Source organism: Bacillus sp. PSXD-155 (assembly GCF_049310765.1).
GTDB lineage: Bacteria > Bacillota > Bacilli > Bacillales > Bacillaceae_G > Bacillus_A > Bacillus_A cereus.
Genome location: NZ_JBMOWC010000009.1, coordinates 41,637 through 68,549, shown reverse-complemented (window position 1 = coordinate 68,549; position 26,913 = coordinate 41,637). Strand labels below are relative to the sequence as shown.

The window sequence follows — 26,913 nt, the reverse complement described above, 5'->3', positions numbered from 1 at the left end:
AACATAAGAAATGAAAGGGTGAAGGAATATGGCAAAGAAAAATAATATTGCTCGAAACATTGCGATTGGTGTAGCGGCAGGTGTAGCTGTATCCATGTTAAAGAAAGAAAACCGTGAAAAAGTAAAAAATACAGCAGAAAAAGCAAAAACAAAGATGATTGAAATTGGTGAAAATGCAAAGATCAAAGAAAAAGTGCAAACTGTTACAGATAAAGGACGCGAACTTGCTGATTTCAATGTGGTAAAAGCGAAAGTAGCAGAAATTAAAAAATTAACGCCATCTGTTGTAGAGACGTTAAAAGAAACGAAAGAAATTTTTAGTAAGAAAAAAGTTGAGCCAGAAGAAAAGCCAGAAACGATTGAAATTCAAGCTGTATCTCCAAAGGTAGATGAGCTGAAAGCAGAAGAAGAGCCAGTAGTTGCTGAAGATGGTGGTATGAAAGAAGCGCGTGAATTATTTATAAAAGACTCAAATGCAGTGGAAAAAAAAACTGAAGCGTACATTGAGTTAAAGCAAGATAAAGAAGAGAAGAAAAGCGTTTAAACATATATGAGAAAAATTTTAGAAAAGGTGAGAAGAAATCGTACTTATTCGTTTGGTAAAGATTTATATGACCGGACGATGCGCGATGATGTAGCGGGCTTGGCAGCACAGCTCGCTTATTTCTTCTTGCTTGCAATTTTTCCTGGGCTCGTTTTCTTAATTACGCTTCTTGGATTTATTCCCATTCAAACAGAGGATGTGCTTAGTTTATTAGAGGTTTATGTACCAGATGATGCAATGAACTTAATTGAGGTAAATGTAGATAAAGTTGTAAACCAGCAAAATGGTGGTTTATTATCATTTGGTTTATTATCCATGTTATGGTTTGCCTCAAATGGTGTTAATGCGGTTATGAATGCTTTTAACCGCGCTTATGACGTGAAGGAAACACGTTCTTTTATTACAACAAGAGCGTTATCAATTGTGTTTACATTAGCTATTATTTTTATGATTGTCTTTGCGTTAATTGTTCCGGTATTCGGACAAGTTATTGGAGCAGCAGTGTTTAAAGCACTCGGTTTATCAGATAGTTTTTCTTTCGTATGGAGCATTACACGATTAGTAGCGAGTTTCTTCGTACTATTTGCTTTGTTTAGTTTCTTATATACATTTGCACCAGATCGAAAGTTAAAAAGAAGAGAAGTTATTTCAGGGGCGTTATTTGCTACTGTAGGATGGATTGTGGTGTCTTACTCATTTGCTTATTATGTAGATAAGTTTGCGAATTACGCCAATACATATGGTGGTCTCGGTGGTATCATTATTTTAATGTTATGGTTTTATTTAACTGGATGGGTAATTTTACTTGGCGGTGAAATTAATGGTTTACTCCACCATTATAGAACCGGTGACAATAATTCCCGTAATGAATAATGAGTTCTTGTTCCATAATAAAAAGGAACAGGGGGGATATTTCATGAGTAATAATAAAAAGAACCATAATAATAAAAGTAATAATAAACAAAAGAGCAGTTCGCATCCAAAGCATAAAACGAGTAGCAGTGCGAACGGTCATAATAGCTATCACTAAAAAAAACGGGTCCTCTATGAGGGACCCGTTTTATTTGCTTCCTTTTAGTAATCGTAAGCCATTCAAAATGACAAGAATCGTACTTCCTTCATGGCCAATAACACCGAATGGAAGAGCTAAAAATTGCAAGAAGTTTGAACAAATTAGCATGGCAATAACGGCTAGCGAAAAGATTACGTTTTGCTTCACAATACGGTTCATTCGTTTTGATAAACGAATTGCTTGGGAAAGGCGAGATAGTTCGTTCTTCATCAGTACAACATCTGCAGTTTCTAAAGCTACATCTGTTCCTTCTCCCATTGCGACACCAATGCTAGCAGTAGCTAGTGCAGGTGCATCATTTATACCGTCTCCGACCATTGCTACTGTACCATATTTTTCTTTTAACTTTTTAATCGTTTCAACTTTTGTTTCTGGTAAGCATGATGCGTAATATTCCTTTATATTACTTTCAGAGGCAATTGCTTTTGCCGTTTCTTCATTATCTCCAGTAATCATAATTGCTTCGACACCAATGCTTTGTAAATCACGAATAGCAGCTATTGTTTCTTGGCGAAGCGTATCTTTTAAAGCGATAAGTCCAAGAATGCCTCCCTCATCACTAATATAAACGACAGTTTTACCTTCTTTTTCAAGTGAGGCAGAAATACCATTATGAAATGTCTTTGTTTCTTCACCGATAAAATCAGCTTTACCTATTTTATAAGCGTTGTTTTCCAATATTCCTTTTAGACCAAAACCAGTTACATCTTCAACCTTTTCTGGTTTTTTTAAAGTAATGTCGTACGCATGTTGTGCATATTTAACAATGGATTCAGCTAAAGGATGTGTAGAGTGACTTTCAATTGATGCTGTAATATAAAGTAATTCTTTTTCTGTTATATTTTCTCGAACATATACATCTGTTACGGTAGGTTTACCTTCTGTTAATGTTCCTGTTTTATCAAACGCGATTGCTTTCACAGAAGCAAGGCGTTCTAAATGTATACCGCCTTTAAAGAGAATACCGTTTCTCGCTCCGTTAGAAATGGCTGATAACGTAGCTGGTGTAATGGCAGCTACGAGCGCACAAGGAGATGCGACTACAAGTAAGATCATAGCGCGATAAAACGTTTCATTCCAGCTCCAGTCAAGTAAGAAATGAGGAACGAACATCATAAGCGCAACAACGAGTAGTACACCTTTTACGTATGTTCCTTCAAACTTTTCAATGAATAGTTGTGATGGTGATTTTTCACTTTGTGCACTTTGGACGAGACGGATAATCTTTTGGAATAATGTTTGATCGCTCGGCTTCGTAATTTTAACTTCGATAGCACCACGTAAATTTACAGTACCGGCAAATACTTCATCGCCATGTCTTTTCTCATTTGGAATAGGTTCTCCTGTGATTGCTGCCTCATCGATATTTGTTTCACCGTTATGAATCGTACCGTCAGCAGGAACACGTTCACCGGGTTTAATTAAAATAATGTCGTTAATTTGTAACTCTCCAACAGGAACACGTTCCTCAGTTCCGGTGGAAATACGTAATGCTTCTTCAGGTTGTAAGTCAAGAAGAGCGGAAATTTCTTTTTGGCTCTTACTTAACGTATAAGATTCCATAGCACCGCTGAGTGCAAAGATGAAGATTAAAATAGCCCCTTCTGCCCAGTAGCCAATAATTGCAGCACCAATAGCTGCAAAGAGCATTAGCATTTCAACATTTAGCTCTTTTTCTTCAATCGTATCTTCAATTCCTTCTTTTGCTTTTGCATATCCACCAACTATATAAGCAAGGATATAGCAAGTAATACCTACATTTATTGCATCGTTCCTTGTGAATAGCCAGCCAGCTAAAATAAAAATACCAGATGCCACTGCAAATACAAGTTCATAATGTTTTTTTAATGTGTCCCATAAAGAGGGATGAGAAATTGTTTCTTTTGCGTGTAACGTTTTTACTTCTGAGTTCATTACTACTCGCTCCTTCCGAATTCTTATTGAGAAAAATAATCAAAATCGAAACCCCTATAAAACGACGAAAGCTGCCATCCATAATGGATAGCAGCATTTCTGTTGAATCTGTTTTTAATCGTTCTTATGTTGTAATTATTCTATAGTATATCATATGTTTTTATGAGATGGTACGGTTTTGTTTCAAGTATAAACGGAAAACTTGTGTTTTCGCAATTCCTTTGGTATATATGAATATTGTTCATAAAAAGGTCGGAAAGGAAGACAACAAGTGAAGACAGAGAAATTTTTTACCCATCCGATTGGCGTATTTATTGCTGCAATAGTAGCAACTTTTTTATGGGGAAGCGCATTTCCTTTTATTAAATTAAGTTATGTTGAACTTGGAATTCAACCACAAGAAGTTGGAGAGCAAATATTATTTGCCGGTTATCGTTTCTTTTTATCTGGATTCATGCTCTTATTATTCTTTAAAGTGTTAGGAAAAGATATGAGCTTCAAAAAAGGAACGGGGAAACAGTTAATACAAATTGGTTTATTCCAAACGTTTCTTCAATATATCTGTTTTTATATTGGAATGAGTTATAGTTCGGGAATTGAAGGAGCTATCATTTCAGGGACATCATCATTCTTTCAAATTTTACTCGCCCATTTTTTATATAAAGATGATGCCCTCAATATGAGAAAAATAATTGGCGTATCGATTGGCTTTTGTGGCGTCGTTTTAGTAAATGTGCCGAGTGATGGTAGCTTATCATTTCATTTTGGAATCGGAAGCTTATTACTTCTTAGTGCAGCAATGCTGTATTCATATGGAAACATATTAGCGAAAGAAGGTAGTAAAACGTTAGATGTTGGCTATATGACAGCATACCAAATGATGTTTGGTTCTATAGGATTATTATGTATAGGGGCTTTACAAGTTGGAGTAATGCCATTTACATTTAGTCTACATGCACTACTTATGCTGATTTATTTATCTTTCTTATCTGCAGCTGGTTTTTGCATTTGGAATACAATTATGAAGTACAATAAGGTTGGAAAAGTATCTATGTATATGTTCTTTATACCCGTATTTGGTGTGTTATTATCGAGCATGATTTTAGGTGAAGCAATTCATTCATTTGTGTTACTCGGTTTAGCATGTGTAGCCGCGGGAATTATTGTGGTAAATCGGACGCCAGCTAAGCAAAAAATAGAGAAAGAAAAACAAGTAGCATAGAAAGCAGAAAAGCGATTACAATGGAAGAACAGTACTGTTCTTCTTTTTTTATAGAAAAAGGATAATAGACTAAGTGTAACGAAAAAAGATACAAAAAGCATTTATTGAGGAGAACATATTATGAATCTACTTTACGTGGTGTTAATTGGGCAAATACTTCTTTTTTTAATTGGTGCAATTTATGCAATGCGGCAGACAAAAAGAACGAAAGATAATATGCCGTTACCTTTAGCAATCCGTCTTATTCTTAGTTTTTCTTTAACAGGTAGTGCAATTTGGATATGGTTACAAGATCCATCTGTAGAGTATAGTACGTGGGTTGCACTTGGTATGACTTTATCGACTGTGGGAGATTTGTTTATGGCTGGGCTGATTCCAATTGGTCACAGGTTAATTGGTGGGATGGTTACTTTCGCTCTTGCTCATTGTTTTTATGTAAAAGCATTTTTGCAAACAGGAATTTCGTGGAATGGTTTTTGGATTGGCTTACTCGTATATGGGCTCTTTCTAATTGTAGGATGGTTCTTCTTTATCCGAAATGATAAACAGGATAAATTGTTTACGATAGGAGCTCTAATTTACGGATTGTGGGTTGGAGGAATGGCTTGCTTTGCATTCGCCTTATATTATGAAAATACAGGAATATGGTGGATACCAGCGTTTGGTGGTTTACTGTTTGTGATTTCTGATTTTATTATTGGCGTGACAGATATCGGAGGGCGTAAATTGAAGTATGAGCCACTTTGGATTTGGTTTACATATGTAGCTGCTCAAATGTGTATTGTATATGTGGGATTATAAAAAGATACTCTCAAAATAGTGAATAGACTATTTTGAGAGTATCTTTTTTGCTTGTTTAATTTAATCAGTATTTTTATTTTTATTTTTAAATTTCTAATATTATAATTTTATAATTCAGAATTTTGTAGAAAATCATCGGTCGTATTATTTATAATAAAAGTAAAAAGATGATGAGTTGGTGAAATGATGCAAAAGAAAAAACGTTGGCGTGAATTCTTTGGAACTATTGCAATTGCGTGTTTATTGGTGTTTTTGGCGAAAATTTTTGTGTTTTTTCCGACGACTGTAAAAGGAGCATCCATGAGGCCGACGTTGCAAGATGGAGATAAGGTAATTGTTAATAAGTTAGCAAAACAATTTGAAAGCTATGGGAGAGAAGACATTATTGTTGTGAAAACAGATAATTTTTATGTCAAAAGAGTGATTGGATTATCTGGAGATATAATTGAGATGAGAAATGATCAATTATATGTGAATTCTGAAGTGATAGATGAAGAGTATTTGGATAGTAATAAAAAACAAGCAGAAAAAAAACTTATGAATTTAACAGAGGACTTTGGACCGATTACAGTTCCTAAAAATAAGATTTTTGTTATGGGAGATAATCGCTTAATAAGTAAAGATAGTAGAAATGGTTTAGGTTTTATTGATAGAGAAGATGTGTTAGGTAAGTTAGCAGGCATTTATTATCCGTTTGAAAATATGAAGATAATAAAGTAAAAAACCAAGCAAATTTTAGTTTGCTTGGTTTTTTTGTTAAACAGTAGGAGATTCGTTAGATACAAAGATATCTTCATGTTTCTTTGTAGTACTTAAAACAAATTTATGTTGTAGCAATTGTAGTTTAAATAGCGCTAAAGGATCATGATATGTTTCTGGATTGCTTCTTAGCGTTGCTAATGTTTGCTCGTCTTCCTTTATCTCAAGTTGAGCTGCATCCACATTTTGTTTCAATATGCTAAGTGGATCTTTAAAGAACATCATGATATCACGTTCTAATGCACCTTCAAATACTTCAAATTGTAGGAAGAATTGTTTTGAAATTGTGTGAGCAATTTCTGTATAGTCTTCTGTTTCAATATATTGTTTATATTTGTTGGCGAGCATAGATTGGTTTTTTTGCATATTACCAAATAATTTTCCGGCACTTTTTAAGAAAAACTGTGTTGGTGTAAAGCGTAATAAAATATTGATGTTCGTTACTGTAATTCGATTTGTCATTCGTACAACATCTCGATTCCAATCATCTAATAATTTGAAATCGCAAGGAAGTTTCATACGTTCTTCTTTATATAATTTATTAAACGTTTCACTCATTTCATCTAAATAAGCTTGAGCTTGAATAAATTCATTATGTGCTGTTTCAATCCATTCTTGAATAGACCCAGTAAATTTAGGAAGAAGTACCTGTTGTACATGCTTTTGAACTCGTTCATTCATTGCAGCATTTAATTCTTCATGAACTAGTTTGAAATCACTATCTTCTTGAACAAGATCAGAGCAGCTCTGTAATAATTCAGGAATTTGAGAATGTATATCTCGTGTAATTTCTTCTTTCGTTAAAAGATAGGATTCGGTAATAGAGCGAATTTTATCTTTTTCAAGAGCAGTAAGGTTATTAATAAATCCAGTAAGTTTCACTGAGATGTGTTTATTCCAGCGTACGGATTTTACTAATGTATTTTCTAATTCCACACGTTCATTTATGAGATAAGCAATTGTCTTTTGCGTAAACCATATTAGCTTTTCTATACGTTCTTTTTCTATATCGCGTTTTGCAAGATTAGAGAGAATAGATTCTGTTACATCTCCAAGTTGCTGACTACTCTCTTGCGAAGGAGAGTATGGGAAGAATTGTGCATCTGGAAAATGTACTTTAAGTTTACTAATTAGTTTTTCATTAGTAGTCGTATTATTTGTGTGTAATACGAAGTGAATTTGTAAGTTTGGTACTTGTTCACGTAAATAAATTAACGTATCAATTTCTTCACTATGCAATGGTGAAGAAGAATTTAATACGTAAACAAGGCTATCTGCTGCTTGTAAGTATTCAAAGTATGCATTGTTTTTATCCAATTGTCCTTGAATGGATGGTGTAATAAGAAATGTAAACTTATTTTTTCTTAAAAATCTACTTGGTAGCTTAATTTCTATACATTTTTTCTCAAGTTCTGACTGAGCAGATGTAGCCGTTATTTGATGGAATTCATCAAGGTTAGAGATATTTCTGATATCTAACTCGGTAAATTCTGTTATTTCAGTTTGACTAGCGTCTTTAAATAGAATAGGAGTTGTTAAAGTTTCAGTTAAGATGTTCTCTCCTAATATTGAATTAACAAATGATGTTTTATCATGGTCACTAGTTCCAGCTATTAGTAGTGGTGTGACATTTAAATCACATAGTTCATGGACGAGTAGCGTAAATTGATGACTTAAATCTACATCATTTTTCTCAGCCCATACAGCGATTGTTTCGAATAAATGAGAAACTGTTTCCATATTTACATCTGCTTCAGCTGATGTATTAGAAAGTAAGGATCCAGCACTTTTTACGAGTAATGATTCTAAAGTTGTAGGTGAGACTTCATTCCATGCTAATACTGCTGCAGAGACAACTAGAGAATCTTTTGCTTTCGTTAAACTGAACCAATTTGTTAATAGATTTGGTACAAGTCCGTTTAATTCATGCATAAAATGATTTCCGGTAATTAATGCAAAGTATGTTTCTTGATAGCGAGTAGAAATTTCATTCCAATCGTCATTATTGTCTGTTTCAATATGCAAGAATAAATGATTAATACTTTGAATCCAAGGAAGGTATAAGGATTCATGTTGGTAGCTATTCCAAAGAGCAATAACAAGTTCTTTAAATTGAGCTTGATCAACAGCATATAGAGCTTTTAAAGACTCATAGAAATATTCAGGCTTAATATTTTTAGTAAATCCTTTGTTTATGTAATTTATTAATGTATCAAACCAGTGTAAAGATTGTGTTCGAATACCTTCTTGAACAGCTAGTTCGATAGCGTTGTTCCAATCTTCTTGTTTTTCATAGAAAGAACGTGCAATTGCAGTAATATTTGGGTAATCCGGTTGGAATGCAACAGCTTCACTAATCGTCTTAAAAGCAAGTCCTAAACGATCTTGTTCGATATAAAGAGAAAGAAGTTGTAATGAAACTTCCATCGTAAGAGTTGTATCTTCTGTTTGAATAGATTGATAAATTTCTTCTGCCTTTGGTAGGAATCCTAGTTCAAAATAAGCATCTGCAATATTTTTTGTTGCCCAAAGTGCAAGAGTATTATTAACTTTTTCCCATTTAAATATAGCTGCTTCAAAATCTTTATTTTGATAATAAAATTCACCTTGAGCAAATCGAATATTAGAAATGTTGGAGAATTCATTTTTAGATTCATTTATATATGCTTCACCGAGTACTTCCGATGCAGGAGTAGAAGTTTCTTCTGTTAAAAATGTTTTATAGTAAACTTTTTGAATAAATTGATTTTCAATGGTCATGTTCGTTCCCCCCTGTATAATTTAGAAAAATGATGTTGTATGTAAAAGGGTTCATGTTCTTTTAATAGGTAGAAGTTGTATTATATAGACCAAACTATGTTTTTGCTAGATATATCATTTTTCTTGAGAGTTAAACCGTTGCGAAAAGTAACTTTCCTTTATTGTAACAAAAAAACACGCATATGAATTTTTATTTTTTATCAGGACATTTGCAGGCAGTAAGAATCTAATCTCAAAATTAGTGAATGTAAGTGAATTATGTCGGAGGCGAGATACCTGTAGAAGCCTGATGGATGTAGGCTAATAATCAGTAGAGGATGAAGAAAACCCACGCGGATTGAAGTTTAATTTTATCTCTGTTAAAGGAAAGAATAGAAGTAGAGTTCATTATAAAAACAATGTATAGTGAATATGTATACCATGTTTGCCTTAAAGATAGAAAGGGTACAATGTGGAATAACGATCGTGCATAGGATGTGTCTTCCGAATGGAACAACATATTGGCGAGTTAATCGCGCATTATGGCTATTTTGGAATTGTTATAGCTTTGGCTGGTGGGATTGTCGGATTACCGATACCAGACGAGTTTTTATTGACCTTTGTTGGTTATAATGTTTCAAAAGGAGTTATGTCAGGAACTGCTGCTTTTTTAAGTGGGATGGCTGGTGCGATGTTAGGGATCACGTTAAGCTACATATTAGGTTTAAAACTTGGGCTCCCTGTTTTAAAGAAATATGGGCCGAAAATTAGAATTAAAGAACATCACATTGAAAAAACACATATTTTATTTGAAAAATATGGGCCATTTCTTTTAATGATTGGTTATTTTATACCGGGAGTACGTCATTTAACAGCATATTTTGCTGGGGTATCAAATTTGACACTTTGGCGTTTTTGTTTGTACGCTTACGGTGGTGCGCTCATTTGGATAAGTGTTTTTATTGGGCTTGGCTGGAAGTTAGGCGAGAAGTGGCGCTTCGTTGAGTATAGTTTACATCATTATGGAATATGGATTTTATTAATTTCAGCAGTTGTTACATGTGTTGTATGGTTGTACATAAAGAAAAAGAAAAACCGCTAATAGCGGTTTTTTTAGCTGAAAGCAATAAATAATACACCAGCTGTAATAAAGACTACACCAACACCGGTCATAAAGTTTAACTTTTCACCGAGGATAATCATAGCGAGAATGATAGAAAATACGACGCTTAATTTATCGACAGGAGCTACTTGTGAAACCTTTCCTGTTTTGAGGGCAAGAAAATAAAATAGCCATGACGAAGCACCTGCAATCCCACTTAATGTGATAAATAGCAGTGCTTTTTTATTTAGCAGTACGTCGCCGATATTTTGAAATTTACCTTGTATGATAATAACGCCTATCATAAATAATGCCATAATAATAGATCGAATTGTTGTTGCAACGTTTGCATCGATGCCGTCTAAACCAAACTTTCCAAAAATCGATACAAGGGCAGCAGCAATTGCTGATAATAGTGCAAATAAGAGCCACGAACTCATAGTAAAATCCCTCCAATCTTACAGTATTATACATGAAAATGATTCTCATGTATAAAGTTGAAGCAATTGAGGTTTATAGGAAGCACGACTTCAACTTAACTTCTTGCTCCACCTGAATTTTAAGGTGGGAGTTTTACTGCCTGTAAATAGTGGGCTAAATAACGAAATAATCCCCACCTTATATTTTTAATAAGGTGGGGATTATTATACTACTCTGCAATTTCCTCATATAAAAAGTACGTTACATTATAAATATGTTCTACTTCATCGTCTGTCATAAACAGTAATTCGTCACGCTCAATCCCTTTTTTCTTTTCAATAAACTCAATCATGTTTTTGCGTTCTTCTCTCTTCATCAATTTTATTTCTCCTCTCAATCTGTTTTAATACAGTTTATTTAAGTTAATGTTATTATATAACAGAATCTTTAGAAAGTTCCACCTATTTTATTGTTTTTTTCAAAAGAACTTTTCGACAAAACAAGCCCACCTAAGGGGGCTTGTTTTATTTTATAGTCGTAAAAACTCAGGCTCCGTCGTACCGGCACCATCAATGTAATAAATTGTGTCGGGATTGATTTTTATCAATACGTAATTAGGGTCTTCGGGGCCGAGTAACCAACGTTTTAAGCTATTATTCCAAAACTTGTTTTTTAATGTCGAGTCTTCCTCAATTGAAGCTAATCCTTCAACTTCAATATAATCTTCATCTAACTTTTTCCCTTCTCGTCCGAGTAATACATGGACATTAGGATTGTTTTCAATATCTGTTATCTTTTTTGATTGTCGATCTGTTGCAACGTACAGTACAAAATCTTCATGGAAAAACATCATAAAGGCGCTATGAGGTTTCTCATTTCGTACTGTAGATAATACACCGGTACGTTGACCTTGAATAATAGTTGCGATTTTTTCTTTTAAGTGCATAATTTTAACCCCTTTTCACAATTTATAATTCTGTCTGTTTAAACAAGATAATTTAAATATCTTTCATACTGTTTTCTTCAATCCGATTTTTTAAACGTAATTGTGATGAAATCGGACAAGTTAGGAGAAGAATAATAATAATATTGTGGAGAAATACATACGATGGAAGGGTGAAAAGCATGTTTAATAAAATATTTCTTATAGTAGCACTTATAGGTGTACCACTATCTGTACTTGGAAAAACACTTCATTGGCCAGAAACAATTATGTTCGCTGTGTATTGTATTACGATTATCGCGTTAGCTGGTTTTATGGGGAGAGCAACAGAGAGTTTAGCAATTGTATCTGGTCCTAGAATAGGCGGATTATTAAATGCTACTTTCGGTAATGCTGTTGAACTTATCATTTCAATTTTTGCACTTCAAGCGGGGTTAATTGAAGTGGTGTTAGCTTCTTTAACGGGTTCTGTACTTGGAAATTTATTATTAGTAGGAGGACTATCCTTCTTTGTAGGTGGACTTAAATATAAAAGGCAAAGCTTTAACGTTTACGATGCAAGGCATAATTCAGCTTTATTAATATTTGCTGTTGTCGTGGCCTTTGTTATTCCAGAGATCTTTTCAATGAAGATGGACGCTGGCAAGACGTATCAATTAAGTATAGGTGTTTCTATTATTATGATTATCATGTACATTGCTGCATTACTATTTAAGTTAGTTACGCACCGTGGTGTATATCAACATAAAAGTGACGAAGTAGCGCATGAAGAAGAGCCAGAGTGGTCGAAAGGGAAGGCACTCCTTATTTTAGCGATAGCAACACTGGCGGTAGCTTATGTATCAGAGGCGCTCGTGCATACTTTTGAAACTGTTGCAAAATCATTTGGTTGGTCAGAATTATTTATAGGGGTTATTATCGTTGCAATTGTTGGAAATGCAGCGGAACATGCATCTGCAATTATTATGGCTTATAAAAATAAAGTAAATATTGCAGTCGAAATTGCAATAGGTTCTACATTACAAATCGCCATGTTTGTTGCTCCTGTACTAGTATTGCTATCTATGTTCTTCGCGCAGAGGATGCCTTTAGTATTTACCATACCAGAACTTGTATCTATGATTACAGCCGTTTTCTTAACGATTGCGATTTCAAATGATGGAGATACAAACTGGTTTGAAGGCGGCACTTTACTAGCCGCGTATGTCATTATGGGAATTGGTTTTTATTTATTATGAAAAATAGGCATAACAATTGTGCTCAGAGAAAACAATAAACAAAGTAGTATATATACCTTTACATAGGAAGGAGCCAGACAGGTGAAACGAGTATACAGCATATGTCTTTCAACTATGGTCTCGTTTATTTTATTATTTCCTAACATGAGTTTTGCAAAGACAACAGTAGGAACAAAAATGCCTTCATCTGTTTTAAATATTTCAAAAGACAATACATTTCCAAATGATGCGCAAGATTTGCCACGTTTACAGCCAAGTAAGTTTGCTCAAGAACTATTGAAAACAGCTAATATTAAAATTGAAAATCCAGACTTAATTCGGATGTTTAATGAAACGACAATTTCAAATGCGCCGCTTGCAGTAGGGTACCGGGCAAAAATTTATTTAGGTCAATGGGCTTTACATTATGAATCAGTAGACACATCGATTAATTGGGAATATAAACAAGTGAATCGAAATGTGTATGATAATCGCGGAGGAGACCGTTTATATCCACTTCGCTATAAGCAAGAAACACAAAAGACGGTTGAAGGCGATTTAACAGCAGATATGAAAGATGCTGCAGATGTGAAAAAAATGATGCTTCTCAAAGCGCTTGAAAAAGTACAATTGCCCCTTTCGTTTAAAACAACTATTGGTTATGGTACTGGACATGAGCGTGTGTATAATATTAGTCCGAGTCAACTCGGATATTTATACGCTTATACACCAGCAGTAAATGAAAAGGGAAAAGTAACATTTGGAGAAGTGTATCTTGTATTAAAGGGAAATCAAAAAAGACTTGTTGTGAAAAATATTACTTCTCAAGGAATTGGAGCGGCGATTCCAATTCATGATTATTTATTTTTTAAATTCATTTCTTCTTCCCACTCGCAATAACATAAAAAAACGTCAGCTTATAAGCTGACGTTTTTTTATAATGTAATGTTTGCTGTTTTTGATAAGAAATCTTCTGTCGGATAGTAGCTGTTTTTTACAAGAACATTTGGTCCAAGACATTTTACTGCAGGACAGTGACAGCTTAATGATTTTGCTGTTTTTGAAGCACTCCATTTGTCATATGCTTCTTGTAATGTGTTTGTTTGTATGTTTCCTAGAAGTGGAACATCACCAAAGTCCGTCACAATAATATTTCCATCGAAAATATTTACATTTAAACGAGAACGGCCATCTGGATCATTACGAACAGTGATATTTTTGCTCTCTTGTAATTTTTTAAATGTGGCAATGTCTCGCTCGTCATCGCTACAAGCATAGAAAGGTAACGTTCCAAATAACATCCATACATTTTCATCGCGAATTTCTAGTAAATGCTCAATTGCATTACGAATTTCAGATTTTGTTAAAATCTCTAGATTACTCGCGAAGTCACTTGGATACATTGGGTGAACTTCATGACGTTTACAGCCCATCTCTTCGACGATTTGACGGTGAATATGTTCAATATGTGGTAGAGTTCTTTTGTTTAACATTGTTTCGGCAGATACAAGTACACCTGCATCTGATAGAGCCTTACTATTTGTAATCATTCTTTCGAATAATTTTGCACGTTGTTCGTAAGTAGGTTTACGCTCCATCATTGCAAATCCGCCTTCAACGAAGTCATCAATTGTTCCCCAGTTATGAGAGATATGCAACACGTCTAAATAAGGAATAATTTGTTCGTAACGTGCTAAATCTATAGTTAAGTTAGAGTTGATTTGAGTGCGAACGCCTCGTTCATGGGCGTATTTTAAGAGTGGTGTTACATAGTTGTCGACGGATTTTTTTGAAAGCATAGGTTCTCCGCCAGTAATACTTAAAGAACGTAAATGAGGAATCTCATCTAATCGTTTTAATAAAAGATCCATCGGAAGCGGATTTGGGTCTTTCGGCTGTAACGTGTAACCAACAGCGCAATGCTCACAGCGCATATTGCATAACGTCGTCGTTGTAAATTCAACATTTGTTAATAGTAGTTTGCCGTACTCTTCAAGGTCCATATACGCTTCCCATGGATCGTAAGAAGGAGTAATCGGCTTCATTTTTTGTGATATCGTCATATGAAATACTCCTTTGACTATTGAAATAACAATTTGTCCATTCTCTATAATAGAAGAATATGTGCTTTTTATAAAGTGAAACTTTTTAGCGTGAAAAGAGAGAGGGCTTACATTATAGTGGATGACTGTGACAAAATTGATGAAATTTCATGCCCATAGCAATCATTTTTGCGGTATAATAAAAGCAACTCGAATTAAAAGGAGAGTGCCTTCATGGGAAAAGCAATTCAAGATAAAGATACACAATTAGTATATTTAAAAGAGCGTTTAAATATGTTCATTGAAGTAATTGATACAATTGAACCTGAAGAAGTAGAATTAGAAGATGTAGATCGTCTTCTTGCAATGTTAGATGAATTAGAATTAAAATGTGAGCAATTTAAAAAAGACGAATAATATATTAAAAAGGCTGCCAATTCCAATTTGGTAGCCTTTTTCTGTGCGGATAATAGAAGGACGATAGAAAAAGAGGTATAATCAAGTTGTGAAAAATTTCATTTATGCTTTAATAGCGTGAAACAAATAAAAAGCTAAAGAGCATAACAATGGAATTTTCAGCTCATAACGTTTTGGTAGCGTTCACAATTGAGGGGGAAGTAACAATGGAAAAGCTTCAAGAAAGCATGTATCAACTAATTGTTGAAACGTCAACGAACTTACCGAAAGATGTTCGTCGTGCGATTCAACAAGCGAAAGAGCGAGAAAATGCAGGGACTCGTTCTGCGATGGCACTTGGCACAATTACAAATAATATTAAAATGGCTGATGATAACATCTCACCGATTTGCCAAGATACAGGGATGCCAACGTTTAAAATTTATACACCAGTTGGTGTGAATCAATTAAAGTTGAAGGAAGCTATCTATAATGCGCTTGAGCGGGCGACAAAAGATGGTAAACTTCGTCCAAATTCTGTTGACTCTCTTTTTGGAGACAATAGTGGAAATAATTTAGGACCAGGTACACCGGTTATTAAGTTTGAACAATGGGAAAAAGATTATATTGATGCACGTTTAATCCTAAAAGGTGGTGGCTGTGAGAATAAAAATATTCAATATAGCTTACCGTGTGAACTAGAAGGACTTGGACGAGCTGGCCGTGATTTAGAAGGAATTCGTAAATGCCTTCTTCATGCAGTATACCAAGCACAAGGTCAAGGATGTAGTGCTGGTGTAATTGGTGTTGGTATCGGGGGAGACCGCACATCAGGTTATGAATTAGCAAAAAATCAATTATTCCGTACATTAGATGATGTCAATCCAGTACCAGAGTTACAACAACTTGAAGAGTACGTATTAGAAAATGCGAATAAGCTTGGCATTGGTACAATGGGATTTGGTGGAGAAACAACTTTACTGGGCTGTAAAATTGGCGTGTATAACCGCCTGCCGGCTAGCTTCTACGTATCTGTGGCGTATAATTGCTGGGCATATCGCCGCCTAGGTGTAACAATCCATCCTGAAACAGGTGAAATTATGGATTGGTTATATCAAGAAGGTGAAGATACACTTCAGCATGAAGCACAAGAAAAAACAGAGCAACGTGAGATTGTATTACAAGCACCAATTACAGAAGAGCAAATTCGTGGACTTCGCGTTGGTGATGTTGTAACAATTAATGGCATGATGTATACAGGTCGTGACGCAATCCATAAGCATTTAATGGATAATGATTGTCCAGTAGATTTAAATGGACAAATTATTTACCACTGTGGTCCAGTTGTTGTGAAAGATGACAATGACAATTGGCAAATTAAAGCGGCAGGTCCAACGACAAGTATTCGTGAAGAACCGTACCAAGGCGATATTATGAAGAAATTTGGTATTCGCGCTGTTATTGGAAAAGGCGGTATGGGTGCGAAAACATTAGCGGCTTTAGAAGAACACGGCGGCGTGTACTTAAACGCAATTGGCGGTGCGGCGCAATATTATGCTGAATGTATTAAAGAAGTGAAAGATGTTGATTTCTTACAATTTGGTATTCCAGAAGCAATGTGGCATTTACGCATTGAAGGTTTTAAAGCAGTTGTAACGATGGACTCTCATGGTAATAGTTTACATGCAGATGTTGATAAAACATCACTTGAAAAATTAGCGAGCTTTAAAGAGCCGGTATTTAAATAAACAAAAATGCATCTCGAATCTTTCGAGATGCATTTTTTGGTATATATAGAAAAACATGCACAGCATGAAAGTAAGTAAGTAAACAGAAACTACAGGTACGATTATATATGGAAAGGAGACTATTTATGAAATATAAATGGTTATATATCGGTCTCATTTTTTCAATTATGATGGCACTTGTTCCAGTTTCGGCATTGGCTTATACAAATACTCCACATAACTGGGGAATCCCGCGTCCTAAAAATGAAACAGTACCAGATGCAGGAAAGTTATATACGGATTTACTGCAAAAAAATGGCGGGTTTTATTTAGGAGATACGAAGAAAAAAGATATTTATTTAACATTTGATAATGGATATGAGAATGGATACACAGGGAAAATCTTAGATGTATTAAAAGAGAAAAAAGTACCAGCAACTTTCTTTGTAACGGGGCATTACATTAAAACACAAAAAGATTTATTGTTAAGAATGAAGGATGAAGGACACATTATTGGAAATCATTCTTGGAGTCATCCTGATTTTACAGCGGTAAATGATGAGAAGCTTCGTGAAGAATTAACGAGTGTAACGGAAGAAATTAAAAAAGTAACTGGGCAAAAAGAAGTGAAATATGTACGTCCTCCGCGCGGTGTATTTAGTGAAAGAACGTTAGCTCTTACGAAAGAAATGGGCTACTATAATGTATTTTGGTCACTTGCATTTTTGGATTGGAAAGTGGATCAGCAAAGAGGATGGCAATATGCGCATAATAATGTTATGACGATGATTCATCCAGGATCTATTTTATTACTTCATGCAATATCAAAAGATAATGCAGAAGCACTTGCAAAAATCATTGATGATTTGCGCGAGAAAGGGTATCATTTTAAAAGTCTAGATGACTTAGTAAAAGGCAATCAACCGTAAGCATGTATGCTTACGGTTTTCTCATGCTATAATGATGTGTAAAAAGGATGGGGAAACGTATGTGGAGCGAACATGTTACGTTAGAGTATCCGTATCATTTTGAAGAAGTATTAAAACGTTTATCTTTTGATCCTCTTAACGTCATTCAATTAGATGAGAAAGTCATTTATATCCCGCTTTGTATAGATGAGGAACAGGTTATTGTTCGCTTACAAGGGATTGGTACTGTTCAAAATCCACAGTTTTGGATTTCTAGTCAGACAGGAAATCCGGAGAAAGTCATGAAACGAATGAGAGCCATTTTTCATTGGAATGAACCGTTTCAAGATATACAAAATCATTTTTTAAACACATCATTACGTCCACTATTTGAAACATATGCTTATACTCCAATTATTTTAGAATTTGATTATTTTGCTTGTCTTCTTCGCTGTATCATTCACCAACAAATAAATTTGAAATTTGCTACTGTGTTAACAGAACAATTTGTGAAACGGTATGGAACAGAGAAGAACGGTGTATTCTTTTTCCCCACTCCGGAAATAGTAGCAAATATTTCAATAGAAGAATTGAGAGAGCAGAAGTTTAGTCAGCGAAAGGCTGAATATATAGTAGGATTAGGTCGAAGTATTGTCAGTGGTACATTAAATTTAGCGAGTATAGAAAATGAGACGGAAGAAGAAGTTTCAGCACAATTGTTGCCAATTAGGGGAATTGGTGCATGGACAGTGCAAAACTTTTTAATGTTTGGGCTTGGACGGAAAAATATGTTCCCGAAAGCGGACATTGGGATTCAGCGTGCAGTGCAAGGTATATTTCAATTAGATGATAAACCTGATGATGTATTTTTAGAAAAAGTGAAACAAGAGTGTGAACCATACTGCAGTTATGCAGCGTTATATTTATGGAAAAGTATAGAGTAGAGGTGTAATAATGATACAAAAGCAACATGAGAGTAAGTTGGAAGTTGGTCAAACGTTTCCTGTGACAATTAAACGTCTTGGGATTAACGGAGAAGGCGTTGGTTATTTTAAGAGACAAGTTGTTTTCATTCCAGGGGCATTACCAGGAGAAGAAGTTGTTGCAGAAACAACGAAAATTCAGCGTGGCTTCGCTGAAGCGAAAGTGAAAAAAGTTCGTAAAGCTTCACCGCATCGTGTGAAAGCACCGTGTCCAGTATATGAGGAGTGTGGCGGTTGTCAGCTGCAACATTTAGATTATAAAGAACAATTGAATCAAAAGCGTGATATCGTTGTACAAGCATTTGAGAAGTACATGAAAAACAGTATGGAAGAGAAAATTCGTCCAACGCTTGGCATGGAAAATCCATGGCATTACCGTAATAAGAGTCAATTACAAGTGGGGCGTAAAGACGAAAAGGTTATTACAGGGCTATATAAACAAAACTCACATCAGTTAATTGATATTGCTCACTGTATGATTCAACATAAAGCAACGAATGAAGCGACAAAAGTTGTAAGACGTATTTTAGAAAAATTAAATGTTTCTATTTACAACGAGAAAAAACAAAAAGGTTTAGTACGCACAATTGTAACACGTACTGCAGTTCAAACAGGGGAAGTACAAGTTACACTTATTACAACAAAAGAAGAATTACCAAATAAAGAACAATTTGTTGCAGAAGTACAAAAACAGATGCCAGCGGTTAAATCAATTATGCAAAATGTAAACTGGCGTAAAACATCTGTTATTTTTGGAGACAAAACATTTAAATTAGCTGGAAAAGAAGTAATTCAAGAAACACTTGGCGATTTATCATTTGAATTATCAGCACGTGCATTCTTCCAGTTGAATCCAGAACAAACAGTTGTTTTATATAATGAAGCGAAAAAAGCAGCTGCGTTAACAGGCGATGAGAAAATTGTAGATGCGTATTGTGGTGTTGGTACAATTGGACTTTGGCTTGCAAATGATGCAGCGGAAGTACGTGGTATGGATGTAATTCCAGAAGCGATTGCAGATGCAAGAAAAAATGCGAAGCGTCACGGATTTACAAATACGAAATATGAAGCAGGTAAAGCTGAACAATGGTTACCGAAATGGGTAAAAGAAGGATGGCGTCCAGATGTAATTGTTGTCGATCCACCACGTACAGGTTGCGATGATAAATTACTGGAAACAATTTTAAAAGTGAAGCCGAAACAAGTTGTGTACGTGTCTTGTAATCCTTCATCATTAGCACGTGATGTACAAGCATTAATGAAGAGCTATGAAGTGGAGTATGTGCAACCAGTTGATATGTTCCCGCATACAGCTCACGTAGAAAATGTAGTGAAGCTTGTTAGAAAGTAAAGTTTATTAATATTCCCTCATGGTATGAGGGAATATTTTCTATGAAGGAGAATATTATGCATAATTATAAATTAACGATTCAGTATGATGGTGCACGTTTTAAAGGATGGCAACGTCTCGGTAATAACGATAATACGATTCAAGGAAAAATCGAAAGTGTCATATCTGAAATGATCGGAAAAGAAATTGAAATTATCGGTTGTAGTAGAACAGACGCTGGTGTACATGCTTTGAATCAAGTTGCTAACTTTCAAAGTGATGAGAAGTTAGTGGAACATAAAGTGAAAAAATATTTAAATCAATATTTACCTAATGATATTAGCATTACGAATGTGGAAGAAGTATATGATCGTTTCCATGCTCGTTACAATTCTAAAGCAAAAACATATCTGTATAAAATTTGGAATGAAGAGCATACAAATCCATTTATGCGTAAATACAGCATGCATGTGAATAAAAAATTAAATGTGGAAAGCATGAAAGCAGCTGCGAAACATTTAGTTGGTTCACATGATTTTACTGCTTTTTCAAATGCGAAATCAAAGAAAAAATCTATGGTTCGAGAAGTATATACACTTGATGTGATGGAAGAGGCAGGGTTTGTACAAATTAGAGTAAGTGGTAACGGCTTCCTTCATAACATGGTAAGAAAAATTGTTGGAGCATTAATTGAAGTTGGATTAGGACAATTAGATGCTGAAGCAATTCCACAAATTCTAGAGGCGAAACAACGTAATCAAATTAATTGTCTTGCTGAGGCGAGTGGTTTGTATTTGGAGAATGTTGAGTTTTAATGGCAAATAAAAAAATCGGGCTAAGTAGCTCGATTTTTTTAGTATTACGAAGATTTCTCTTTTTTTATACGTATCTTCAAATTCCAAAAAGCAGCAAGCATAATAGCTGCAAAGGAGCCGCTAATTGTTCCAAATAGTTTTGCATAAGGAGAGCTGCTTACATCGGCATTAATGAATAACATCATACAGAGCATGGCAGGGAAAAAGTATAAGTATTGTAATAACTTTAATTTTTTATCATTACTCATATATATAGCCCCTTTCTAGCATGTTATATGTTTATTATAACATATTTTACCAAGTTGTTTTTACACTTGGAGACATGTTCATTTCATATGTGTAAATGCAGTTTTTTAATTCGATATTGTAAGTTTTGCCTACTTAATCCTAAAAATTTTGCAGCTTGTGAGATGTTGCCATGATTCTCTTTAAGAATTTGGTTAATGTAGTTCTTTTCCATTTTTTCTATTGTGTGTTTTAAAGTTTTTGGTGCATCAGTATTGTGATTAGTTAGTGCATGTTGCATATTGAATTCTGTTTTTATTCGTTCACGGAAGCGAGTAGGCATATGAAACGCTGTAATGATGGTTTCATCTTCTATTAAGTTCATGGAACCTTCAATTATATGTTCCAACTCCCGTACGTTCCCAGGCCAATCGTATGCATAGAAAAATTCTCTTACATTTACATCTACATCGGTTACGTTTAGCCCGAATTGAGTATTATATTTTTCAATAAAGTGCTGAACAAGAGCTAGAATATCTTCTTTTCTTTCACGTAAAGGCGGAAGACATAAAGTAACGACGCTTAATCGGTAATATAAGTCTTCTCTTAATCGATTATGTGCGATGGCTTCGAAAGGATCTTCATTGATAGTTGCTATAATACGAACATCAATTTCTTTTTCGTGTGTGCCTCCGATTCTTCGTATTGTTTTTTCTTGTATAGCTCGTAGTAACTTCGCTTGAAGTGCTGGACTTAATGAGTTGATTTCATCTAATAACAAAGTTCCTCCGTTCGCTTCTTCAAATAAACCAGCTTTATCGATAGCTCCTGTAAATGCACCTCGGTTTGTACCGAATAATAAGCTTTCCATGAGTGTATCAGGTATAGCGGCACAGTTCTGTGAAATAAAGGGTTTTGTTGAACGCTGACTTTCATTATGGATGCTTTGTGCAAATAGTTCTTTCCCAGTGCCTGTTTCTCCTACTAGAAGTATGGAGGAAGATGTACGAATTACTCTTTTTCCTTCAGTAATGATTGATTGAATAGCTTCAGAATCACCAATTATGTGATCAAAGGTAAATTTAGTACTTTGTTTTCGAGAAGGGCCCATTCTTATTGTTTGCTTTAAGTTACTAATTTCTTTTGATATTTCAATAGCGCCTTTAATTTTTCCATTTTCTATTATAGGGAAAGTATCGTTAATCGTTGTAATTTCTTGTCCTTTATTGTTAAAATACGTTTGTTTTATATTTTTGTTTGTTTTTCCTAATTTTAATGCCTCTATAAGAGTACTATTTTTATTTTCTTCAAATGCAAATATTTCTAAAGGACTTTTATATAATACATCTGAGCGTTCCATTGATTCAATTTCCATCATTTTGCGGTTATAGATAATCGTTTTACTTTCCTCATTAATAATATGAATCCCGATATCGAGTTCATTGAGTAAAGTTTCATATAGCATGTTCATTTCAATGATCTGTTTAAAATTAATGTCTTCTGTACGCATAGATTATCTTCTCCTCATTTCACCCTATGAAGACTGACTTTTTATAATTTTATTAAAATTCTTATAAAACCGCAAAATTTTTTTGCTATTTTCCTTTTAAAACTTTTCAAATGATAGAAAAATTTTGCGGTTGTGCACGCTTTTTTGTGTAAAACTCTCATTTAATATATGAATTAGAGACTTGGTACGCATTTTGCATAAATAATATTTGAAATCTCTAGAGGGGAGAATATGAATTTTTACAGGATATACAACGTTTCGGTGTCAATTAATAAGAGGGAGGGATTTATAAAGTGAAGACAGTTATAGAAGGTGTGTATAGTCCTTGTTATGGAAAAGTAGAGAAGTTATTTGTTACGGAAAGTTCTTACGTATACGAGTGGGAGAAATTAGCGTTAATTGAAACAATAGATAAACAGAAAGTAGAAATTAAGATAGGAATCAGTGGTTATATTGAATCATTAGAAGTAGTAGAAGGACAAGCTATTGCTGATCAAAAGTTATTAATAACAGTAAGGGATGACCTTTTAGTAACAGGCAGTGATTAATGTAAGTGATGTGTATTTTTGCTCTTTTAAATCATTATTTTTACGGTGAAGAATTTTAAAAACGCTTACATTAAATGGATTGGCAAAGTGAAAAGGGGGGATTTATATGATGGATCAAAACCAAGGATTAAAAAGAGAATTGAAAAGTAGGCACATATTTATGATTGCACTCGGTGGAGTTATTGGTACAGGACTTTTTTTAGGATCAGGTTATACGATTCATGAAGCTGGACCTGGAGGAGCAATTGTAGCGTATCTTGTCGGTGGATTTGTAATGTATTTAACGATGCTCTGTCTTGGAGAGTTAGCGGTTGCGATGCCTGACGCAGGGTCTTATCAAACGTATGCGACAAAGCATATTTCTCCTGCAGCAGGTTATGTAGTGGGATGGATGTCGTGGTTAAACTGGTCTGCTACGATAGGTATTGAATTAATTGCAGTTAGTATTTTGATGAAACGTTGGTTTCCTGATGTACCGTCATGGATTTGGTGTGTAGTGTTCGCGGTACTGCTCTTTGCTATTAATGCGTTATCTTCAAGAAGTTTTGCGGAAGTGGAATTTTGGTTTGCAAGTATTAAAGTAATTACAATTATTGCATTTATTATTTTGGGCGGGGCAGCAATGTTTGGGTTTCTAGATATGAAAGGGAATGAACCAGCGCCAATGTTCTCTAGCTTTACTGATTATGGTGGATTGTTTCCAAATGGATTATCAGCCATTTTAATTACAATGATTGCAGTTAATTTTTCTTTCCAAGGAACAGAATTAGTTGGTATTGCAGCAGGTGAGAGTGAAAATCCAGAGAAAACGATCCCGAAGGCAATTAACAATACAGTTTGGCGTATACTTGTTTTCTTTGTACTATCTATTTTTATTCTTGCTGGACTATTCCCTTGGCAGCAAGCAGGAGTAATAGAAAGTCCATTCGTAGTTGTATTTGATAAAATTGGTATTCCTTATGCAGCAGATATTATAAATTTCGTTATTATTACAGCAGTACTATCCGTTGCGAATTCAGGATTATATGCAACTTCGCGTATGCTATGGTCTATGTCTAATCAAGGAATGATTAGTCCAATTTTTGGAAAGTTATCTGAAAACGGTGTTCCTATTTATGCATTAATCGTAAGCACAATTGTAGGGTGTCTCTCACTACTATCAGGTATTTATGCGGAAGATACAGTTTATTTATGGCTGCTTTCTATCGCTGGATTCGGAGCGATACTAGTTTGGGCATCTATTGCTTTATCAAATTTATTAGCTAGAAGGTCATACATGAAGCGGGGCGGGGATGTTAAGGACTTGAAATTTAAAACACCATTGTATCCATTTGTACCACTTCTTGCGTTAGTATTAAATTTAACAGTAATCGTTGGCATGGCCTTTATTCCAGAACAAAGAATGGCATTGTATTGTGGTATTCCATTTATGATTGTTTGCTTACTGTTTTATCGTGCTACAAGAAATAAGGGAAGTAATGTAGAGCATATTGAAAAGACAAATACAACGGAAGTAGAGAGTTTATAATAGTGATTAATTAGGAGACTGTAAAATTGTAAACAGTCTCTTTTTTTGTGAAAATAAAGCTGGAAACATACTATGTATGCAAAGGGGAATTAGCGATGAATCCAGAAGTTTCGCAGTTGTTAAAACAAATAGATTCAAGGAAAGAGGAATTACTAGAACTTACAAAAACTTTAATTCGTTTTGAAACACCAGCACCGCCAGCGAGAAATACAAATGAAGCACAAGAATTTGTTGCAGAGTTTTTAAGAAAACGAAATTTTAGTATTGATAAATGGGATGTATATCCGAATGATCCGAATGTTGTTGGGGTAAAAAAAGGGATAAAAAGTGACTCATATAAAAGTCTTATTATTAATGGACATATGGATGTAGCCGAAGTGTCAGCAGATGAGGCGTGGGAAACAAATCCATTTGATCCATTTATAAAAGATGGCTGGTTAGTTGGACGTGGCGCAGCAGATATGAAAGGTGGGCTGGCTGGAGCGCTATTTGCCATTCAACTTTTACAAGAAGCTGGTATTGAATTACCTGGAGATTTAACTTTTCAATCGGTAATTGGAGAAGAAGTTGGAGAAGCAGGTACACTTCAATGCTGCAAAAGGGGTTACGATGCTGATTTTGCAGTAGTAGTGGATACGAGCGATTTACATATGCAAGGACAAGGCGGTGTCATTACTGGATGGATTACAGTGAAAAGTCCACAAACGTTTCATGATGCAACGCGCAGACAAATGATCCATGCTGGAGGACGTTTATTTGGAGCGAGTGCGATTGAAAAAATGATGAAAATTTTACAAAGCTTACAAGAATTAGAGCGCCACTGGGCAGTTATGAAAACATATGAAGGCTATCCATCTGGAACAACAACAATTAATCCAGCTGTTATTGAGGGAGGAAGGCATGCGGCGTTTATTGCGGATGAGTGCCGATTGTGGATAACAGTGCACTTCTATCCGAATGAAACACATGAACAAATAATAAACGAAATTGAAGAGTATATTGGAAAGGTGGCAGCTGCCGATCCATGGTTAAGTGAAAATCCGCCACAATTTAAGTGGGGCGGAGAATCAATGATTGTAGATCGTGGGGAAATTTTCCCTTCATTAGAAGTAGATAGTGAACATAAAGCTGTAAAAAAACTTAGCTCAGTACACGAGTCTATTCTATCAAAAAATACAATTTTAGATATGTCTGCAACGGTAACTGATGGTGGTTGGTTTAGTGAGTTTCACATTCCAGCGATTATATATGGACCAGGTACATTAGAAGAAGCACATTCTGTAAATGAGAAAGTTGAAATTGAACAGTTAATTGAATTTACAAAAGTGATAACAACATTTATATATGAATGGTGCCACACGAAAAAATAGATTTGTATAGTAAAATCGTACGAGTATGTATACTTGTACGATTTTTTAGTGAACTATTTCAGAGTTGAATATAAACAACTGAAATAGTTCTTTATTTTGCTATGTCTTTCGTTTCATTTCAAGTAATTTCTCTTTTGCTAATTCAACGGCAATCGCATCATCTAAATAGCCAATTGGAAAGAGATAGTCGGGAATAATATCTGTCGATAAAATGAAATAAAGTAATGCGCTCCCAAGAACTGCACGTTCTTCTTTTGAAATGGTTTCATTACAAAATTGTTGATACATATCTGTTAATTGTTCAATAAAAGGACCAGCACTATCAATTTGCTCTAATTTGCTTGCAAAACTGTCATGAATACGTTTTTCGCCTTCTGTTGTCTGGGCATAGCGTTCGTAATTTTCGAGTTCTTGTTTTACGCGAGTTGTAGTGTAATCGAAATCGAATAAGTTAGAGGATTGTAAAGTTTGTTGAATGGTATCAAGAGATGTGTACATATCCGTTTTTTCTTTATTAATGTGAGGAGAATCAGGGTACATTTCATCAAATAACAATTGGGGTGGAACTTGAAGACATTCTGCAAATTTTTGTAGATGTTTTTGTTTTGGCGGTTGTTTGCCATTAATAATTCTTGAGACTGTTGCAGGATCAATATTTGTAAGTATTCCTAGTTGGCGCATAGATAAGGCGCGTTCTTTTAAAAGTTTTTTTATTAATTTACCAAGCCGATCATTCGGGTTTTCATTAGCCATAGTGCAGGCACTCCTTTTTTAGTGTTGAAAAAATGTTGAGCATTT

26 protein-coding genes are annotated in these 26,913 nt (G+C 34.8%); 17 read left to right on the top strand and 9 right to left on the bottom strand.

Annotated features, from left to right (window positions below):
- Positions 1–28 precede the first annotated feature (28 nt).
- A complete protein-coding gene (locus ACO6VI_RS12855; protein ID WP_001085387.1) occupies positions 29–544 on the top strand; it encodes a DUF4075 domain-containing protein in 516 nt (171 codons plus the stop codon).
- Positions 545–550: 6 nt separating this feature from the next.
- A complete protein-coding gene (locus ACO6VI_RS12850; protein WP_001226536.1) occupies positions 551–1,417 on the top strand; it encodes a YihY/virulence factor BrkB family protein in 867 nt (288 codons plus the stop codon).
- A 187-nt stretch (positions 1,418–1,604) separates the two neighbouring features.
- On the opposite strand, the gene ACO6VI_RS12845 is transcribed toward ACO6VI_RS12850, so the two are convergent.
- Positions 1,605–3,530 carry a heavy metal translocating P-type ATPase gene (locus ACO6VI_RS12845; RefSeq protein WP_063546352.1) on the bottom strand — a complete coding sequence of 642 codons (1,926 nt, stop codon included), beginning with the start codon at positions 3,528–3,530 and terminating at the stop codon, positions 1,605–1,607.
- 271 nt (positions 3,531–3,801) lie between these two features.
- Between ACO6VI_RS12845 and ACO6VI_RS12840 the strand changes: the two genes are divergently transcribed.
- From ACO6VI_RS12840 to lepB, 3 genes are all read left to right on the top strand, one after another.
- Positions 3,802–4,752, top strand: coding sequence for a DMT family transporter (locus ACO6VI_RS12840; RefSeq protein WP_063546354.1), 951 nt, complete (start codon positions 3,802–3,804; stop codon positions 4,750–4,752).
- A 120-nt stretch (positions 4,753–4,872) separates the two neighbouring features.
- Positions 4,873–5,553 carry a lysoplasmalogenase gene (locus ACO6VI_RS12835; protein ID WP_001051080.1) on the top strand — a complete coding sequence of 227 codons (681 nt, stop codon included), beginning with the start codon at positions 4,873–4,875 and terminating at the stop codon, positions 5,551–5,553.
- A gap of 183 nt (positions 5,554–5,736) precedes the next feature.
- Complete coding sequence (gene lepB / locus ACO6VI_RS12830; protein WP_000983309.1) at positions 5,737–6,273, top strand: signal peptidase I; 537 nt, start codon at positions 5,737–5,739, stop codon at positions 6,271–6,273.
- A 36-nt stretch (positions 6,274–6,309) separates the two neighbouring features.
- Here the strand turns inward: lepB and ACO6VI_RS12825 are convergent, their stop codons facing one another.
- Positions 6,310–9,072, bottom strand: coding sequence for a tetratricopeptide repeat protein (locus ACO6VI_RS12825; RefSeq protein ID WP_023520995.1), 2,763 nt, complete (start codon positions 9,070–9,072; stop codon positions 6,310–6,312).
- 487 nt (positions 9,073–9,559) lie between these two features.
- Between ACO6VI_RS12825 and ACO6VI_RS12820 the strand changes: the two genes are divergently transcribed.
- Positions 9,560–10,153: a DedA family protein gene (locus ACO6VI_RS12820; RefSeq protein ID WP_000434878.1), complete on the top strand. Its 594-nt coding sequence runs from the start codon at positions 9,560–9,562 to the stop codon at positions 10,151–10,153.
- Between the two features lie 11 nt (positions 10,154–10,164).
- Here ACO6VI_RS12820 and ACO6VI_RS12815 read toward each other — a convergent pair whose 3' ends face one another.
- The 3 genes from ACO6VI_RS12815 to ACO6VI_RS12805 all read right to left on the bottom strand — a co-directional run bounded on the left by ACO6VI_RS12815 (position 10,165) and on the right by ACO6VI_RS12805 (position 11,519).
- Positions 10,165–10,593 carry an EamA family transporter gene (locus ACO6VI_RS12815; RefSeq protein ID WP_000100295.1) on the bottom strand — a complete coding sequence of 143 codons (429 nt, stop codon included), beginning with the start codon at positions 10,591–10,593 and terminating at the stop codon, positions 10,165–10,167.
- A 209-nt stretch (positions 10,594–10,802) separates the two neighbouring features.
- On the bottom strand, positions 10,803–10,949 hold the full coding sequence (locus ACO6VI_RS12810; RefSeq protein WP_000817786.1) for a BH0509 family protein: 147 nt from the start codon (positions 10,947–10,949) through the stop codon (positions 10,803–10,805).
- A gap of 153 nt (positions 10,950–11,102) precedes the next feature.
- Positions 11,103–11,519, bottom strand: coding sequence for a pyridoxamine 5'-phosphate oxidase family protein (locus ACO6VI_RS12805; protein ID WP_000550219.1), 417 nt, complete (start codon positions 11,517–11,519; stop codon positions 11,103–11,105).
- Positions 11,520–11,698: 179 nt separating this feature from the next.
- On the opposite strand from ACO6VI_RS12805, the gene cax reads away from it, so the two are divergent.
- Together cax and ACO6VI_RS12795 are read left to right on the top strand one after the other, a co-directional pair.
- A complete protein-coding gene (gene cax / locus ACO6VI_RS12800; protein WP_000482131.1) occupies positions 11,699–12,754 on the top strand; it encodes a calcium/proton exchanger in 1,056 nt (351 codons plus the stop codon).
- A gap of 81 nt (positions 12,755–12,835) precedes the next feature.
- The gene (locus ACO6VI_RS12795) at positions 12,836–13,633 is read left to right on the top strand and encodes a YfkD famly protein (protein WP_002098868.1); all 798 of its coding nucleotides are present in this window, start codon (positions 12,836–12,838) and stop codon (positions 13,631–13,633) included.
- A gap of 35 nt (positions 13,634–13,668) precedes the next feature.
- Here the strand turns inward: ACO6VI_RS12795 and yfkAB are convergent, their stop codons facing one another.
- Entirely contained in the window at positions 13,669–14,796 is a 1,128-nt protein-coding gene (gene yfkAB, locus ACO6VI_RS12790) for a radical SAM/CxCxxxxC motif protein YfkAB (protein ID WP_422423435.1), read from the bottom strand.
- A 213-nt stretch (positions 14,797–15,009) separates the two neighbouring features.
- Between yfkAB and ACO6VI_RS12785 the strand changes: the two genes are divergently transcribed.
- The 6 genes from ACO6VI_RS12785 (at position 15,010) to truA (ending at position 20,934) form a co-directional block, all read left to right on the top strand.
- Positions 15,010–15,192 (top strand): SE1561 family protein, encoded by a 183-nt coding sequence (locus tag ACO6VI_RS12785; RefSeq protein WP_000513558.1) that lies wholly within the window; start codon positions 15,010–15,012, stop codon positions 15,190–15,192.
- 206 nt (positions 15,193–15,398) lie between these two features.
- A complete protein-coding gene (fumA, locus tag ACO6VI_RS12780) occupies positions 15,399–16,919 on the top strand; it encodes a class I fumarate hydratase (RefSeq protein WP_000413530.1) in 1,521 nt (506 codons plus the stop codon).
- Between the two features lie 125 nt (positions 16,920–17,044).
- Positions 17,045–17,827 (top strand): delta-lactam-biosynthetic de-N-acetylase, encoded by a 783-nt coding sequence (gene pdaA, locus ACO6VI_RS12775; protein WP_000875956.1) that lies wholly within the window; start codon positions 17,045–17,047, stop codon positions 17,825–17,827.
- Between the two features lie 59 nt (positions 17,828–17,886).
- Entirely contained in the window at positions 17,887–18,750 is an 864-nt protein-coding gene (locus tag ACO6VI_RS12770; protein WP_000269416.1) for a DNA-3-methyladenine glycosylase family protein, read from the top strand.
- 10 nt (positions 18,751–18,760) lie between these two features.
- A complete protein-coding gene (gene rlmD / locus ACO6VI_RS12765) occupies positions 18,761–20,140 on the top strand; it encodes a 23S rRNA (uracil(1939)-C(5))-methyltransferase RlmD (RefSeq protein WP_000615213.1) in 1,380 nt (459 codons plus the stop codon).
- Positions 20,141–20,196: 56 nt separating this feature from the next.
- The gene (gene truA, locus ACO6VI_RS12760; RefSeq protein ID WP_048538466.1) at positions 20,197–20,934 is read left to right on the top strand and encodes a tRNA pseudouridine(38-40) synthase TruA; all 738 of its coding nucleotides are present in this window, start codon (positions 20,197–20,199) and stop codon (positions 20,932–20,934) included.
- 44 nt (positions 20,935–20,978) lie between these two features.
- Here truA and ACO6VI_RS12755 read toward each other — a convergent pair whose 3' ends face one another.
- Together ACO6VI_RS12755 and ACO6VI_RS12750 are read right to left on the bottom strand one after the other, a co-directional pair.
- Positions 20,979–21,182 carry a hypothetical protein gene (locus ACO6VI_RS12755; protein WP_000063858.1) on the bottom strand — a complete coding sequence of 68 codons (204 nt, stop codon included), beginning with the start codon at positions 21,180–21,182 and terminating at the stop codon, positions 20,979–20,981.
- 83 nt (positions 21,183–21,265) lie between these two features.
- Positions 21,266–22,669: a sigma-54 interaction domain-containing protein gene (locus ACO6VI_RS12750; protein ID WP_001258420.1), complete on the bottom strand. Its 1,404-nt coding sequence runs from the start codon at positions 22,667–22,669 to the stop codon at positions 21,266–21,268.
- Positions 22,670–22,962: 293 nt separating this feature from the next.
- On the opposite strand from ACO6VI_RS12750, the gene ACO6VI_RS12745 reads away from it, so the two are divergent.
- From ACO6VI_RS12745 to ACO6VI_RS12735, 3 genes are all read left to right on the top strand, one after another.
- The gene (locus ACO6VI_RS12745; protein ID WP_000859489.1) at positions 22,963–23,217 is read left to right on the top strand and encodes a biotin/lipoyl-containing protein; all 255 of its coding nucleotides are present in this window, start codon (positions 22,963–22,965) and stop codon (positions 23,215–23,217) included.
- A gap of 106 nt (positions 23,218–23,323) precedes the next feature.
- Positions 23,324–24,745, top strand: coding sequence for an amino acid permease (locus tag ACO6VI_RS12740; protein WP_000969245.1), 1,422 nt, complete (start codon positions 23,324–23,326; stop codon positions 24,743–24,745).
- Positions 24,746–24,840: 95 nt separating this feature from the next.
- Positions 24,841–26,115, top strand: coding sequence for an acetylornithine deacetylase (locus ACO6VI_RS12735; RefSeq protein ID WP_001067761.1), 1,275 nt, complete (start codon positions 24,841–24,843; stop codon positions 26,113–26,115).
- Between the two features lie 99 nt (positions 26,116–26,214).
- On the opposite strand, the gene ACO6VI_RS12730 is transcribed toward ACO6VI_RS12735, so the two are convergent.
- On the bottom strand, positions 26,215–26,868 hold the full coding sequence (locus ACO6VI_RS12730; protein WP_001262773.1) for a DUF1232 domain-containing protein: 654 nt from the start codon (positions 26,866–26,868) through the stop codon (positions 26,215–26,217).
- Positions 26,869–26,913: the final 45 nt, after the last annotated feature.